The 14,691-nt window shown below is 70.6% G+C and carries 11 protein-coding genes; 6 read left to right on the plus strand and 5 right to left on the minus strand.

From position 1 onward, the window contains the following. The first annotated feature begins 154 nt into the window (after positions 1 to 154). The gene (locus ACIA73_RS29670) at positions 155 to 1,156 is read left to right on the plus strand and encodes a hypothetical protein (protein WP_399441893.1); all 1,002 of its coding nucleotides are present in this window, start codon (positions 155 to 157) and stop codon (positions 1,154 to 1,156) included. A gap of 67 nt (positions 1,157 to 1,223) precedes the next feature. Here the strand turns inward: ACIA73_RS29670 and ACIA73_RS29675 are convergent, their stop codons facing one another. Further along, on the minus strand, positions 1,224 to 1,652 hold the full coding sequence (locus tag ACIA73_RS29675) for a Rieske (2Fe-2S) protein (protein ID WP_399441894.1): 429 nt from the start codon (positions 1,650 to 1,652) through the stop codon (positions 1,224 to 1,226). A gap of 228 nt (positions 1,653 to 1,880) precedes the next feature. Continuing rightward, the gene (uvrA, locus tag ACIA73_RS29680) at positions 1,881 to 4,982 is read right to left on the minus strand and encodes an excinuclease ABC subunit UvrA (protein WP_399441895.1); all 3,102 of its coding nucleotides are present in this window, start codon (positions 4,980 to 4,982) and stop codon (positions 1,881 to 1,883) included. Between the two features lie 315 nt (positions 4,983 to 5,297). On the opposite strand from uvrA, the gene ACIA73_RS29685 reads away from it, so the two are divergent. The 5 genes from ACIA73_RS29685 (at position 5,298) to ACIA73_RS29705 (ending at position 10,486) form a co-directional block, all read left to right on the plus strand. Further along, positions 5,298 to 5,984: a maleylpyruvate isomerase family mycothiol-dependent enzyme gene (locus ACIA73_RS29685; protein ID WP_399441896.1), complete on the plus strand. Its 687-nt coding sequence runs from the start codon at positions 5,298 to 5,300 to the stop codon at positions 5,982 to 5,984. Positions 5,985 to 5,998: 14 nt separating this feature from the next. Continuing rightward, the gene (locus tag ACIA73_RS29690; RefSeq protein WP_399441897.1) at positions 5,999 to 6,655 is read left to right on the plus strand and encodes an MBL fold metallo-hydrolase; all 657 of its coding nucleotides are present in this window, start codon (positions 5,999 to 6,001) and stop codon (positions 6,653 to 6,655) included. Between the two features lie 124 nt (positions 6,656 to 6,779). Continuing rightward, complete coding sequence (locus ACIA73_RS29695) at positions 6,780 to 7,814, plus strand: carcinine hydrolase/isopenicillin-N N-acyltransferase family protein (RefSeq protein WP_399441898.1); 1,035 nt, start codon at positions 6,780 to 6,782, stop codon at positions 7,812 to 7,814. Positions 7,815 to 8,017: 203 nt separating this feature from the next. Beyond that, positions 8,018 to 9,301, plus strand: coding sequence for an MFS transporter (locus ACIA73_RS29700; protein ID WP_399441899.1), 1,284 nt, complete (start codon positions 8,018 to 8,020; stop codon positions 9,299 to 9,301). A gap of 225 nt (positions 9,302 to 9,526) precedes the next feature. Further along, positions 9,527 to 10,486 (plus strand): TauD/TfdA dioxygenase family protein, encoded by a 960-nt coding sequence (locus ACIA73_RS29705; protein WP_399441900.1) that lies wholly within the window; start codon positions 9,527 to 9,529, stop codon positions 10,484 to 10,486. 61 nt (positions 10,487 to 10,547) lie between these two features. On the opposite strand, the gene ACIA73_RS29710 is transcribed toward ACIA73_RS29705, so the two are convergent. The 3 genes from ACIA73_RS29710 to ACIA73_RS29720 all read right to left on the minus strand — a co-directional run bounded on the left by ACIA73_RS29710 (position 10,548) and on the right by ACIA73_RS29720 (position 14,605). Then, positions 10,548 to 11,519 (minus strand): TerC family protein, encoded by a 972-nt coding sequence (locus ACIA73_RS29710; RefSeq protein ID WP_399442044.1) that lies wholly within the window; start codon positions 11,517 to 11,519, stop codon positions 10,548 to 10,550. 288 nt (positions 11,520 to 11,807) lie between these two features. Beyond that, the gene (locus ACIA73_RS29715; RefSeq protein WP_399441901.1) at positions 11,808 to 13,892 is read right to left on the minus strand and encodes a TerD family protein; all 2,085 of its coding nucleotides are present in this window, start codon (positions 13,890 to 13,892) and stop codon (positions 11,808 to 11,810) included. 134 nt (positions 13,893 to 14,026) lie between these two features. After that, entirely contained in the window at positions 14,027 to 14,605 is a 579-nt protein-coding gene (locus tag ACIA73_RS29720; RefSeq protein ID WP_399441902.1) for a TerD family protein, read from the minus strand. Positions 14,606 to 14,691 lie beyond the last annotated feature (86 nt).

A 14,691-nucleotide genomic window follows, 5' to 3' on the forward strand; every position in this document is an offset into this window, starting at 1 on the left:
AGGTCAACACGCTTCAATGCGGAGTGACGCGGCGCTGTGAACGGAGTGACCGGGGTGTGAACGCCCGGTTCCCCGCCACCTGCCCGCTTCGCCCACGGCGGCAGGCCGGTCCGGTGTGCCGTCGTGAATGTTCACCGCCACCCAAGGAGCTGTGATGCGGCAGCACCCGTCGCCGGACGCCGGCCCTTTCGTACCGGGCGGGGAACCCCCCGCACCGGCCGGAACCGACCGGGCCCCCGCCGAGGCCGATCTCGAACTGCTGCTGCGCACCGGCCCGTTCCATCTGGCGCTGCGCGCCGCGCTGTCCCTGCGCGGGCTGCCGTTGCAGCGGGTGCAGCACCATCTGGCGGGGCGGGGGGTCAAGGTCGGGGTGACCAGCCTGAGTTACTGGCAGCAGGGGGCGCGGCGCCCGCAGCGTCCCGAATCGCTGCGCGCGGTGCGGGAGTTGGAGGCGGTGCTGAAGCTGCCCGCCGAGTCGTTGATCCGGTTGCTGGTGGCGGAGGGGCCGGGCGGGGAGGCGCAGCGGCCGGCCACCCGTTCCTACCGGGCGTTGGTGGAGGCGTCGGGGTCGGTGGAGCGGATCCTCGCGGAACTGGAGACTCCGCAGGACGGCGGGCTGCATACGGTCGGCCATCACGAGCGGGTACGGATCGGCGCCGACCGGGCGATGCTGGGCCGCGACTCGCAGCAGGTGGTGCGGGCCCACCGGGACGGCATCGACCGCTACCTCGCCATCCACCACGGCGACCCGGGGTGTGATCCGGCGCGGATCGCGGTGCGGGCCGGGGAGAACTGCCGTACCGGGCGGGTGCGTTGGCAGCGGGACACCGGGGTGGTGGTCGCGGAGCTGCTCTTCGACGCGCGACTGCGGGCCGGGGACACGTATCTCTTCGGGTACGGCTTCGAGGACGGCACCGGCGGTCCGAGCGGCGAGTACGTGCGCGGCTTCAGCTTCGCGGGCGGGCAGTACGTGCTCCAGGTCGCCTTCGACGAGGCGGCGCTGCCGGTGCGGTGCCGCCGCTTCGCCCAGGTGTCGGCGGGCGCGCCGAGGGTGGCGCGGCAGGACCTGACACTGAGCGGGCGGCACGGGACGGTGCACTTCGTGGAGCAGGGGGTGCGGCCGGGGATCCTGGGGGTGGACTGGGACTGGGACTGACCCGGCTGTGCGGTACGCCGCTCAGCGCCGGTGTCCCGCCCCCGGCCGGGGTTCGGGCGCCGGGGCCTCAGGCGTCCGGGCCGGCGACCAGCTTGCCGTCCTTGAGCTTGACCGGGACGGCGGGCAGCGGGGCGGTGGCCGGACCCTTGAGTGCCTGGCCGGTGGTGACGTCGAAGCGGCTGCCGTGGCAGGGGCAGTTGCCCTCGTTGGCCTCGACCTTGTCCAGTACGCAGCCCGCGTGGGTGCACTGGGCGCTGAACGCCTTGTACTCGCCCTTCTTGGGGCAGCTGACGACGAGGCGCTGCTCGCGGTACAGCTTGGCGCCGCCCACCGGCACGGCGGTGGCGTCGCCGAGGTCGACCGGGGCGGTCGGGGTCGGCGTCTCGGCGTGCCCGAGCTTGGACTCGGTGGAGCAGGCGGCCACGCCCAGTCCGGCCGCGCCGGCCAGTGCGGCGCCCTTGAGCACGGTGCGGCGGGGGGTGGGCTGGCCGGACATGGTGTCTCCAGTGGTACGAGGGCGGGGTGGGGCGGGTGGGGCAGCGACGGACCGGGGTCGACGATACCGGGGGCGTGGTGGGGGGTGACGCACCCGGTCCGGTGACGGGGCGGACCAGGGGCGGTGACCGGGCGGACCGGGCGCGGTGGGAACAGGTCCGCCCCCCTGGGTCGTGCCCCCGACGGGGCACCCCCAGGGGGGCGGATGCGGCCTCGAAGCGCTACCCGATCAGCGGGTCGTCTTCTTGGCGGTGGCCGAGGACTTGGCGGTGGCCACCTTCTTGGTGGCCGCCACCTTCTTCGCCGGAGCGGCCTTCTTGGCGGTGGCCGCCTTCTTCGCCGGGGCGGCCTTGGCGGGGGCGGCGGTACTGGCCGCCACCACCTTCCTGGCCGGGGCCTTCTTGGCCGGGGCCGTCTTCTTCGCCGTCGCCTTGCGGGCCGGGGCCTTCCTGCCGGCACCGGCTCCGGCCGTCCCCGCGTCGCTGATCCTGCTCGGATCCAGGATGTCGCGGAGGAACTTGCCGGTGTGGCTGGCGGCCACACCCGCGATCTCCTCCGGGGTGCCCTCGGCGACGACCAGGCCGCCGCCCTTTCCGCCCTCGGGGCCCATGTCGACGACCCAGTCGGCGGTCTTGATGACGTCGAGGTTGTGCTCGATGACGATCACCGAGTTGCCCTTCTCGACGAGGCCTTCGAGGATCTTGATCAGCTTGCTGATGTCCTCGAAGTGGAGGCCGGTGGTGGGCTCGTCGAGGATGTAGACGCTGCGGCCCGAGGACCGCTTCTGGAGCTCGGCGGCCAGCTTGACGCGCTGGGCCTCGCCACCGGAGAGGGTGGTGGCGGCCTGGCCCAGGCGGACGTAGCCGAGGCCGACCTCGTTGAGGGTGGCGAGGTAGCGGGCGATCGAGGTGACCGGTTCGAAGAAGGCGAGGGCCTCCTCGATCGGCAGGTTGAGCACCTCGGCGATGTTCTTGCCCTTGTAGTGGACTTCGAGGGTCTCGCGGTTGTAGCGGGCACCGTGACAGACCTCGCACGGGACGTAGACGTCCGGCAGGAAGTTCATCTCGATCTTGATGGTGCCGTCACCGGAGCAGTTCTCGCAGCGGCCGCCCTTGACGTTGAAGGAGAACCGGCCCTGCTGGTAGCCCCGGACCTTCGCCTCGGTGGTCTCCGCGAACAGCTTGCGGATCTTGTCGAAGACACCGGTGTAGGTGGCGGGGTTGGAGCGGGGGGTGCGGCCGATGGGTGACTGGTCGACGTGCACGACCTTGTCGAGGAGGTCATCGCCGGCGACCCGGGTGTGCCGGCCGGGGACGCTGCGCGCACCGTTCAGCTCACGGGCGAGGTGGGTGTAGAGGATGTCGTTGACCAGGGTGGACTTGCCGGAGCCGGAGACTCCGGTGACGGCGGTCAGGACGCCCAGGGGGAAGGAGACGTCGATGTCGCGGAGGTTGTTCTCGCGGGCGCCGTGGACGACCAGCTGACGGGCGGGGTCGACGGGGCGGCGTACCTCCGGGGTGGGGATGACGCGCTTGCCGGAGAGGTACTGGCCGGTGACCGACTCCTTGTTGGCCAGCAGGCCCTTCATGGAGCCGCTGTGCACGACGTTGCCGCCGTGCTCGCCCGCGCCCGGACCGATGTCGACGATCCAGTCGGCGACCTTCATGGTGTCCTCGTCGTGCTCGACCACGATGAGGGTGTTGCCCATGTCACGCAGCCGGACCAGCGTCTCGATGAGGCGGTGGTTGTCGCGCTGGTGCAGGCCGATGGAGGGTTCGTCGAGGACGTAGAGCACACCCACCAGACCGGAGCCGATCTGGGTGGCGAGCCGGATGCGCTGGGCCTCGCCGCCGGACAGCGAGCCGGCCGGACGGTTGAGGGAGAGGTAGTCCAGGCCGACGTCGACCAGGAACCGCAGCCGCTCGTTGACCTCCTTGAGGACCCGCTCGGCGATCGTCTTGTCGCGGTCGTTGAGGGTCAGCTGGGCGAGGAAGTCCGCACACTCGCTGATCGACATGGCGGAGACCTCGGCGATGGACTTGTCCATCACCGTGACCGCGAGGATCAGCGGCTTGAGGCGGGTGCCCTGACAGGTGGGGCAGGGCACCTCGCGCATGTACCCCTCGAAGCGCTCGCGGCTGGAGTCGCTGTCGGACTCGGAGTGCCGGCGCTTCACGAACGGGACCGCACCCTCGAAGGAGGTGGTGTAGGCGCGCTGGCGCCCGTACCGGTTGCGGTAGCGGACCTCGATCTGGGTCTTGTGACCGTGGAGGAGGGCCTTCCTGGCGCGCTGCGGGAGTCCCGCCCAGGCCATCTCGGTGCTGAAGCCCAGTTCGCTCGCCAGGGCGTTGATCAGGCGGGCGAAGTAGTCCTTGGTGTGGCCGTGCGACCAGGGGTGGATGGCGCCCTCGTCGAGGGACTTGTCCGGGTCGGGCACGATCAGCTCGGCGTCGACCTCCATCCGCGTACCGATGCCGGAGCAGTCGGGGCAGGCGCCGAAGGGCGAGTTGAAGGAGAACGAGCGCGGCTCCAGCTCCTCGAACGACAGGTCGTCGTAGGTGCAGTAGAGGTGCTCGGAGTACATCCGCTCGCGGTCCGGGTCGTCCGCGTCGAGGTCCACGAAGTCCAGGATCACCATGCCGCCGGCCAGCCCGAGGGCCGTCTCGACGGAGTCGGTGAGGCGGCGCTTGGCGCTCTCCTTCACCGTGAGGCGGTCGATGACCACCTCGATGGTGTGCTTCTCCTGCTTCTTGAGCGTGGGCGGCTCGGACAGCTGGATGGTCTCGCCGTCGACCCGGGCGCGGCTGTAGCCCTTGGTCTGGAGCTCGGCGAAGAGGTCGACGAACTCGCCCTTGCGCTCGCGGACCAGCGGGGAAAGCACCTGGAACCGGCTGCCCTCGGGCAGTTCGAGCACCTTGTCGACGATGGCCTGCGGGGACTGCCGGGAGATCGGGCGGCCGCACTCGGGGCAGTGCGGCTTGCCGATGCGGGCGAAGAGCAGGCGGAGGTAGTCGTAGACCTCGGTGATGGTGCCGACCGTCGAGCGCGGGTTGCGCGAAGTCGACTTCTGGTCGATGGAGACCGCCGGCGAGAGGCCCTCGATGAAGTCGACGTCCGGCTTGTCCATCTGACCGAGGAACTGCCGGGCGTACGAGGAGAGCGACTCGACGTAACGGCGCTGCCCCTCGGCGAAGATCGTGTCGAACGCGAGGGAGGACTTGCCCGACCCGGAGAGCCCCGTGAACACGATGAGGGAGTCGCGGGGAAGGTCGAGCGAGACGTTCTTGAGGTTGTGCTCGCGAGCGCCACGAACGATGAGACGGTCGGCCACGCCGGTCCGCACCTTTCTTGAGAGAGAAGCAGGGTGCCGGAAAGCAGGCTGCTGGGGGTTCACTACTGCGGGGAATCGCTGGTACTGCCGGGGAGCTGCTGGGGGTGTCACACGTGCACCGGACTGCCGGTCCGGACTGCTCGTCCAGACTGCCGGTCCGGATCGCGAGTCACGGTGCACCGTCCGTACAACGGTTTCCCGGGACTCGGATGTTCCCTTCGAGCGTATAGCACGCACATTCGATTAGAGGACGTTCGCCGCCTGCTTCACCCGAACGAGTGGCCCAGCCTTGCACGGCGGCCTATCGTCTGCCTCATGAATGATCATGTGCACGATCTGGCCCTGCTGAGCGACGCCACACACCGTCTGCTCGACGCCGCGGCCAAGCTGGACAACGCCGCCGTCGCCGAACCGTCACGGCTCCCCGGCTGGACCCGCGGTCATGTACTGGCTCACCTCGCCCGCAACGCCGACGCCCTGCTGAACGTCCTCGCAGGTCGCCCCATGTACGCGAGCGCCGAGACCCGGGACGGCGACATCGACCGCGACGCCCCGCGCCCCCTCGACGTGCAGCTGGCGGACGTACGTACGACCGCGGACGCCTTCGCGCGGGCGGCCGACGCGGACGCCGACTGGTCGCGGACCGTGGAGCTGCGCAACGGGATCACCGACGTGGCGTCCCGGGTGCCCTTCCGGCGGCTGATCGAGGTCGAGCTGCACCATGTCGACCTGGGGATCGGGTACGGCCTGGAGGATCTGCCCGAGGAGTTCACCGGGAGGGAGATCGCGTTCCTGGCGGACCGTTTCTCCGGCAATGCCGCGGTGGCCCCGACCACGCTGACCGCCGCCGACGGACGGCAGTGGAGCACCGGCTGCACGGACGGCGACGCGGTCACCGTGACGGGCGAGGCCGCTGATCTGCTCGGCTGGCTGGCGGGCCGCCGGGACCCAGCCGCACTGAACGCGTCCGGGGGCGCGCTGCCCGTACTCCCGCCGCTGTAGCTAGGCTGCCGGGTATGACGTACAGCGGAGCGGTGAAGGTCGGCGGACCTGCGGATGTGCACGAGCTCACGGACCTGATGATCTCCAAGGTCGCGGTCGGGTCCATGAACAACAACGCATATCTGCTGCGCTGCCGGTACACCGGCGAGCAGCTGCTGATCGACGCGGCCGCCGAGCCGCACACCCTGCTCCGGCTGATCGGAGACGACGGGATCATGTCCGTCGTCACCACCCACCAGCACGGTGACCACTGGCAGGCGCTCGCCGAGGTCGTGGCGGCCACCGGCGCGCGGACCTGCGCGGGGAAGTACGACGCCCAGGGCATCGCGGTCCCCACCGACGTACTGCTTCAGGACGGCGACACCGTCCGGGTCGGCCGCGTCGAGCTGACCGCACGGCACCTCACCGGGCACACCCCCGGCAGCATCGTGCTGATCTACGACGACCCGCACGGCCATCCGCACGTCTTCACCGGCGACTGCCTCTTCCCGGGCGGGGTGGGCAACACCTGGGGCGACCCGGCGGCGTTCGTGACACTGCTCGACGACGTACAGCACAAGCTGTTCGACCGGCTGCCCGACGAGTCCTGGGTCTACCCGGGGCACGGCGGCGACACCACGCTCGGCGACGAGCGGCCGAAGCTGGGCGAGTGGCGCGAGCGCGGCTGGTAGCGCTCCCGCGCCCAACGCGGGCCCTCAGCAGCCCGTGCGACCGGCCCTTGGCAGCCGTACGGCCGGGCCCTCCCGGTGGCAACCGTTCCGTGCGCATAGTGGGACGCACAGGGAGGGCCGAGTCGTGCAGAAGCCCCGAACCGCAACCGCCGTGTCACTGACTGCCGTACCACTGTTGGCAGTTGCCCTGTTCCTCTCCGGCTGCACGTCGGCCGCGGACCCGCCGCGGGGCCCGGCCCCGACGAGCCCCGGCAGCGTCATGGGCGCGGTGGACAGGGGCAAGCTGAAGTCGTTGCGCAAGGTGGACGACCATCCGCTGTGGGTGATGCGGTACGACGGGACGTACGACAGGCTCCAGGAGGTGCGCCCGCCGACCGTGCCGCCGGACGCGGGGTTCGGCTGCTCGCTCTTCTTCGCGTACGGGAACAGCAAGGACCCGCAGTTCGCGCGGAACTTCGACTGGCAGCACGGCCCGGCACTGGTGCTGTTCACCGCGCCTCCGGACGGATACGCGTCGGTGTCGGTGGTCGACACCACCTATCTCGGAGTCCGCTCCGACGCCGACTTCCGTGCGGAGCGCACCAGGAAGGGGCTGCTCCAGGCCCCGTTGCTGCCCTTCGACGGGATGAACGCCAGGGGGCTCGCGGTCGGATTCGCCTCCGTCGACCGGGCGGACGGGCCCAAGTCCGGGCGGAAGGTGGGCAGTACGCGCATCGTGCGGATCATCCTCGACCGGGCCGCCACCGTCGGCGAGGCCCTCAGGCTCTTCGACGACTACGAGATCGACTTCACCGACAGCCCTCCGCTGCACTACTTCCTCGCGGACCGCGAGGGCGACTCGGCCGTGGTCGAACTGGCCGGCGGGAGGATCAAGGTCGCCGAGCGCGGCCGGAAGCCGTGGAACGGTGCGGTCAACTTCACCTTCGCCGACACCCCGGCAGCCGAGCGCCTCAAGGACTGGCGCTACAAGGCGGCGACCGGGGTTCTCGACGGAGCGAAGGGCGTCCTCAACACCGGGCAGTCGGTGGATCTGCTGCGGACGGTCGCCCAGCAGCACACCCAGTGGTCGGTGGTCTACGGCATGACGAGCGGCAAGGTCACCCTGGTGACCGGGCAGCGCTGGCAGACCCGCCACACCTTCCAGTTGCCCATGGGGTGAGGGCCACGAGGGGTACTGGAGTGATCTTCGTCGGCGCGTCGGTACGACTAGTGGAGTACGCCACTTGAGGCGGCGGCCGGTGGGGTATCGAGGGCCGCATGCATGCTTCAGGATCACCGGGCCCGCCGGTGGAAACCACCGCCCCTCCCACACCCACCGCCCCTCGGGTACCCGCCGCCCCTCCCGCACCCACCGCCCCCTCTATGCTCCGCCTCGCGACCGCCTCCCTCGCCGGGACCGCCATCGAGTTCTACGACTTCGCGCTCTACGGGACCGCCGCCGCCCTGGTCCTCGGGCCGCTCTTCTTCCCGTCCTTCTCGCCGCTCGCCGGCACCCTCGCCGCCTTCGGCACCTTCGGTGTCGGCTTTCTGGCCCGTCCGATCGGTGCTGTTCTCTTCGGACACATCGGCGATCGCTACGGCCGGCGTCCTGTTCTCTTCCTGTCGTTGATCCTGACCGGGGCGGCCACGGTCGCGGTCGGCTGTCTGCCCACGTACGCCTCGCTCGGCATCCTCGCGCCGGTCCTGCTGCTCCTGCTCCGCTTCCTCCAGGGGCTCGGCCTGGGCGGCGAGTGGGGCGGGGCGGTGCTGCTGACCGCCGAGCACGCGCCCGCCAACCGCCGTGCGCTGTGGGCGAGTTTCCCGCAGACGGGTCCCTCGATCGGATTCCTGCTGGCCAATGGCGTGATGCTGGCGATGTCGGCGCTGCTGACCGATGCGCAGTTCAGCGCGTGGGGGTGGCGGGTGCCGTTCTGGTTCGCGGGGGTGCTGGCGGTTGCCGGTTTGCTGTTGCGTACGTCGCTGGAGGAGACACCGGACTTCAGGCGGCTGGCGGAGCAGGACGAGCGGTCCGGGGCGCCGTTCGCCGAGATCGTGCGCGGGCACTGGCGGCTGGTCCTGCTGACGGCCGGCGCGCTCTCCCTCGGATATGCGCTGGTCTACACGATGTCGACCTGGGCGCTGGCCCACGGGACGGAGAAGCTCGGCGTGGACCGGACGGTGATGCTCGGCTGCATCATGGCTGCGGTGTTCCTGAAGGGGCCGCTGATTCCTCTGGCCGCGATGCTCGGCGACCGGTTCGGGCGGCGGCCGATGTGTCTGACGGGGTGTGCGATCAGTGCGCTGTGGGTCTTCCCGATGATCGCGCTGCTCTCGACCGCCGAGCCCGTCTGGATGTTCCTCGGATTCCTCGGCGGGGCGCTGTCGTTCGCGGCGATGTTCTCGGTGGTCGGTGCCTATCTGCCGGAGCTGTACGAGCCGCGGGTGCGGTGCACGGGGGCGGCCGTGGGCTACAACCTGGCAGGGGTGCTCGGCGGTGCGCTGACCCCGATCATCGCGACGGCCCTGTCGCAGGGCGCGGGGCCGCCATGGGGTGTGGCCGGGTATCTGACGGGGATGGCGGTGCTCAGCCTGGGGTGCTTCGCACTCCTGCCGGAGACCAGGCCGGTGGCGGCCCGCGCGGTCGGGGCGGGCGCGGCACCGGCCTGAGCGACGTACCGTTGAAGCCCTTCCGGCGTACCTCTGAGGCCTCGCCGACGCCCCCCAAGCCGCAGCAACGTACCCCTGAAACCTTCCGGGGCGACTTTCATGCCGCCGCCACAGTGTGGCAACGACCGGGCGCCACGATGGACGGGAGGCAGCGGGGCCCTCCCCCGCTGCCGGTCAACTCCCTTGATCAGTAGGTCCGTTCATTGCGCCCGGAGGAGTACGCCCATGACCGCCAGCATTCTCAGCTCCCTCGACGTCACCCCGATATCCGGCCGGATCGGCGCCGTCGTCAGCGGCGTCAGGCTCTCCGGCGACCTGCCGGAGGCGACGCTGACCGCCGTCGAGGAAGCCCTCCACACCCACAAGGTGATCTTCTTCCGGGGCCAGGACCACCTCGACGACGCCACCCACGAGGAGTTCGCGCGCCGGCTCGGCCACCCTGTCTCGCACCCGACCGTGCCGTCCGCCGACGGGCGGTACGTCTTCGAGCTGGACGCCACCAAGGGGGTGCGCGCCAACCAGTGGCACACGGACGTCACCTTCGTACCGGCGTATCCCAAGGCGTCGGTCCTGCGTGCGCTGGAGATCCCGGCGCGCGGCGGGCACACGGTCTGGGCGAACACGGCGGCGGCGTACGACGATCTGCCGGTGCCGCTGCGGACGCTCGCGGACTCGCTGCACGCCGTGCACAGCAACGACTACGACTACGCGGAGCGGATCGGGCACCGGGGGCCGGGCGGGGCCGACGGCGGCGAGGTCGCGCAGTTGTTCCGGCAGGTCTTCGTGTCGACGAAGTTCCGCACCGAGCACCCGGTGGTGCGGGTCCACCCGGTGACCGGCGAGCGCACCCTGCTGCTGGGCAACTTCGTCCAGCGCATCGCGGGGCTGCCGACGGCGGACAGCCGGGCGCTGATCGACCTGTTCCAGCGGTACATCGAACGCCCGGAGAACCTGGTGCGCTGGCAGTGGCAGGTCGGTGACGTGGCGATCTGGGACAACCGGGCCACCCAGCACTACGCGGTCAACGACTACGACGACCAGCCGCGGGTGGTCCGCCGGATCACCCTCGACGGTGATGTCCCGGCGGGCGTGGACGGTTTCCGCTCGGTGCTGCTGGAGCCTGCCGAGGCGCCCCGGGTGCCCGGCCTGGTACCGGCGGACGAACTGGAGCGGGAGGGGCGCTGAGCACCTACGACGGCGGCGGCGTACGGCACAGTGCCGTACGCCGCCGCCGTGCGGGGCAGGGTCAGGAGTCGATCGGCGTCTTGTCCTGCGCGGCGGCGGCCTCCGCCGCCTCCCGCTTCTTGTTGGCCATAAGGCTGGTGATCGTCGTGATGACGAGGACACCGCCGATGACGGCGAGCGAGGTCGCGATGGAGATCTCGGGGACGCCCACACCGGACTCGTGCAGGGCGTGCAGCACCAGCTTGACGCCGATGAAGCCGAGGATGACGGACAGGCCGTAGCTCAGGTGGACCAGCTTCTTGAGCAGGCCACCGATCAGGAAGTACAGCTGTCGCAGACCCATCAGCGCGAACGCGTTCGCGGTGAAGACGATGTACGGGTCCTGGGTGAGGCCGAAGATCGCGGGGATGGAGTCCACCGCGAACAGCAGGTCGGTCATGCCGATGGCGAGCATCACGACCATCAGCGGAGTCATGATCCGCTTGCCGTTCTTCTGAATGAAGAGCTTGGTGCCGTGGTACTTGTCGTCGACGCCGAACTTGGCCTCGATCTTCTTGAGGAGACGGTTCTCCTCGAAGTCGTCCTCCTCCTCGCCGGCCCGCGCCTCCTGGATGAGCTTCCAGGCGGTGTAGAGCAGGAACGCACCGAAGATGTAGAAGATCCACGAGAAGTTCGCGATGACCGCGGCGCCGGCCGCGATGAAGATTCCTCGCAGCACCAGGGCGATCAGCACACCGATCAGCAGCACCCGCTGCTGGAGGTGGGAGGGCACCGAGAACTTCGCCATGATCAGTACGAAGACGAAGAGGTTGTCGACGCTGAGCGATTTCTCGGTGACGAAGCCCGCGAAGAACTCCGCGGACGCCTGTCCCGTGCCGAACAGCATCAGGCCGAAACCGAAGAGGACGGCCAGGGTGATCCAGACGACCGTCCAGATTCCGGCTTCCTTGATCGATACGTCGTGGGGCTTGCGCCCGATGAAGAAGTCGACACCGATCAGGGCGGCGAGCCCCAGGATGGTGAAGACCCACATGCTCGTTGAAACGTCCACTGCGCCTCCGGCAGATAGCTACGGCAACTCAATCAGCGTCGTCGCTGCCGGAGGTCTCTTCCACCCGAGCCGCTCAGTGGCGGGCGTCGGGCCGATGCCCCGGGACCGATGGCGGTCCGTATTGACGGGTACATCGCAGGCCGGGAGTACTCCCCTCCGATCCACCGAGAGTACAGGAAGTACCAAGAAAAGGTAAAGGGGCACTCGACATTTTGATTAAGTGCGCAGGTCAGGCTGCCTTTACTGGTCCTTGGGAAAGGGCTGGAACGGTCAGCGGCCGAGAGCCCTCCGGGCGGCGGCCACCTGGCTGAGCACGTTCCACAGCACCTGACTGCCGGGCGGGGCGAGCAGCGGCTCGTACGTCCATGCGTGTCCGACCCACGGATCGGCGAGGTGCTGGTCGGGCACCGGCGTCAGTCGCAGCAGCGAACGCCACAGCGGGTCGAGCACCGGGCCGTAGGCGCTGGCCTCCTCGCGGTCGGCCACCATCATCAGATGGACGCCGACCGACGGGCCCTCGTCCGCGAGGTAGCGGAGCTGGGTGACCGCCCGGTCGTCGAAGCCGTGCGGGAAGTCATTGACGATGAGGAGCTGCTCGGCGGTGTCCAGGTGCGGGGGCAGCGCGTCGGACGCACCCGCCCTGATCGCCATCTGGACCAGGTCCACCCGCTCGGTGAGCTTCCCCAGCACGCTCTGGACGCCCTGGGCACCGGCCGCCGGGGGCTCGGCGAGCGCACCGGACTTGACCAGCGGAGCGAGGGCGGCGTGGGCGGAGCCGGCAGGGTCGATGACGTGGACGGTGAACTCACCGGCCGGGTACGCCCCGAGGAGGCGGGCGGCGTGGGCGACGGCGGTGTCCATGGACTGGCGGCGCAGCTGGTCGGTGTCCATCATCATCGCGGCCTCGGAACCGGTGCGTCCGCTGTCGATCCACAGGCCTCGCTCCAGCGGCAGCCGGACCAGGAGGGGGATGTGCAGGTCGGGGCGCTCGGGGAGGTGGAGGTCGCCGATGCGCAGGGCCATCGGGATCTCCATCGGGACCCGGTAGGAATGCCAGGCCGGGGTGTCCCAGCGGGCGAAGGACGGGGGCAGGGCGGGCTCCACGACCTCGGACTCGGCGAGCAGCTGGGCCAGGTCGCGGTCCATGACCGCGCGGGCCTGCTCGATGAGCTGGTCGCGCTTGGCGCGGGCCTGCTCGCGGGCGAGGTCGCCGGTGCCGCCGATGCGGCTGCGGGGGTCGTCGAGGACCTTGTCCAGCTCCTGCTCCATCCGGGACTCGGCGAAGTCGACGGCGCTGCGGTAGGCGGCGGCAGTCCGGGCCAGGTCTTCGAACATGCTCCAGACCTGGTTGTACAGCCGCTCCTCCAGGGACCATCCGGCGGCGTCACCCGCGACGGGGCGGGCCGGTTGGCCGGGCTCGGCGGGGGGCGCGGGGTCCGGGCGGGCGGGGGGTGCGGGCGGGGGCGCGGGGGTGGCTGCGGGAGGCGTGGGGGCTTTGCGGCGGGGGTGGCTGTAGTTGACGGGGCCGGAGGGGGCGGGGCTCGGGGTGACGGGAGTGGGGCTCGGGGAGGCCGGATCCGAGGTGACAGGGGTGTGGGTTTCCGGCGCCGGGGCGGGGGGCTGCGCGGGGAGGCCCTGGGGGGTGGTGGGGGTGGCCGGGGCGGTGGTGCCGGTGGGTGGGGTGGGGCCGGTGGGTGCGGCGGGGTCGCCGGCTGTGCGGTTGCCGCGTCCCGCGTCCTGGCGGGCCGGGTGGCGGGTCCTGTCGCCCTCGGCGGTACGGGGAGGGGGCGGCGCCACCGAACGGGCCAGCCCGCGGCCGACGGCCTCCTGAATGGTGGCGGCCAGCTCCCCGGCCTGCCCGAGGCCCTGGTCGGCGAGCATCTCGGCGAGCCCGCCGGCGTACCCCTGGCCGACGGCACGCACCTTCCAGGCGTCGCCGCGCCGGTACAGCTCCAGGGCGACCACGGCGGACTCCGCGTCCAGGCCGGTGAGGGTGAAGGTGGCGACCTCGGTGCCGTCCAGGCCGGTGACGGCGACGAAGGGGGCGGCGACCGCGCCGAAGTGGGCGGGGCCCACGGTGGCCGGGAGGGCGAGCAGTACGTTCACCCGGTGCACGTCCTCGGGCAGCGCGCCCAGGTCGACGGCGAGCCGGTGGTCGGCGGCGGCCTGCCGGGAGACTTCGAGGCCGGGCAACTGGGGGGTGCCCGGGTGGGCCACCCACTCCACGCCCCGTACGGTGCCCCGCTCGTCGCCGAGGGTGGCTCCGGCGACGACCGGCTGACCGGCCGAGACCCGGATCTCCAAACGGGCCTGGGGCAAGGGGTGGTTCTGACCCCGGACCAGTTCGGCCGTCATCGTCTGTCTCCCCCACGTCGATGTATCGGTCAGCGGTGCTGGTGATGCAGTTGCAGCTCCCGGCGGCCTGCTGCCTCCGGGAGCTGCGGTGGTGCGTCGTGCCGTACTGCGGTGGAACCGTGCGGTCCGGTTGCTTACAGGTGCGGCAGGATCGACGGCATCAGGTCCTGGAAGGTGCGCCCGTTGGCCGGGTTGCCGAGGGCCGTCATCTGCCAGCCGGCGCCCGCGCGGCTCACCTTGGCCATGATCTGCGCGGTGTACTGACCGCCGCCGTCCAGCGTGTAGCGGGCCAGCTCCTGGCCGTTGGTCTCGTCCACGATGCGGCAGAACGCGTTCTGCACTTCCTGGAAGGTCTGCCCGGTGAAGGAGTTCACCGTGAAGACGATCTGGTCGATGTGCACCGGGACGCGCTGCAGGTCGACCAGGATCGACTCGTCGTCGCCGCCCTGGCCCGCGCCGCCGACCAGGTTGTCGCCGGTGTGCTTGACCGAACCGTCGTCGCTGACCAGGTGACGGAAGAACACGACGTCCACCGGCTGCTTGTCCGCGAACAGGACCGCCGACGCGTCGAGGTCGATCTCCTGGGTGCGCTTGCCGAACAGACCACGACGCGGCGCCGCCTGCCAGCCGAGCCCCATCCGCACCGCGGTCAGGGTTCCCCCGTCGCTCTTCTGCAGGCTGATGGCCTGGCCCTTGGTCATGTTGACCGTCACGCGCTACCCCTCTCCACAAACCCCAGCACCGCCCGTGTGTGCGGTTGTGCAGCACCCTACGCAGTTCCGTGCAGGGGGTCGCAACC

The organism is Streptomyces sp. NPDC051561, assembly GCF_044454195.1.
Lineage (GTDB): Bacteria > Actinomycetota > Actinomycetes > Streptomycetales > Streptomycetaceae > Streptomyces.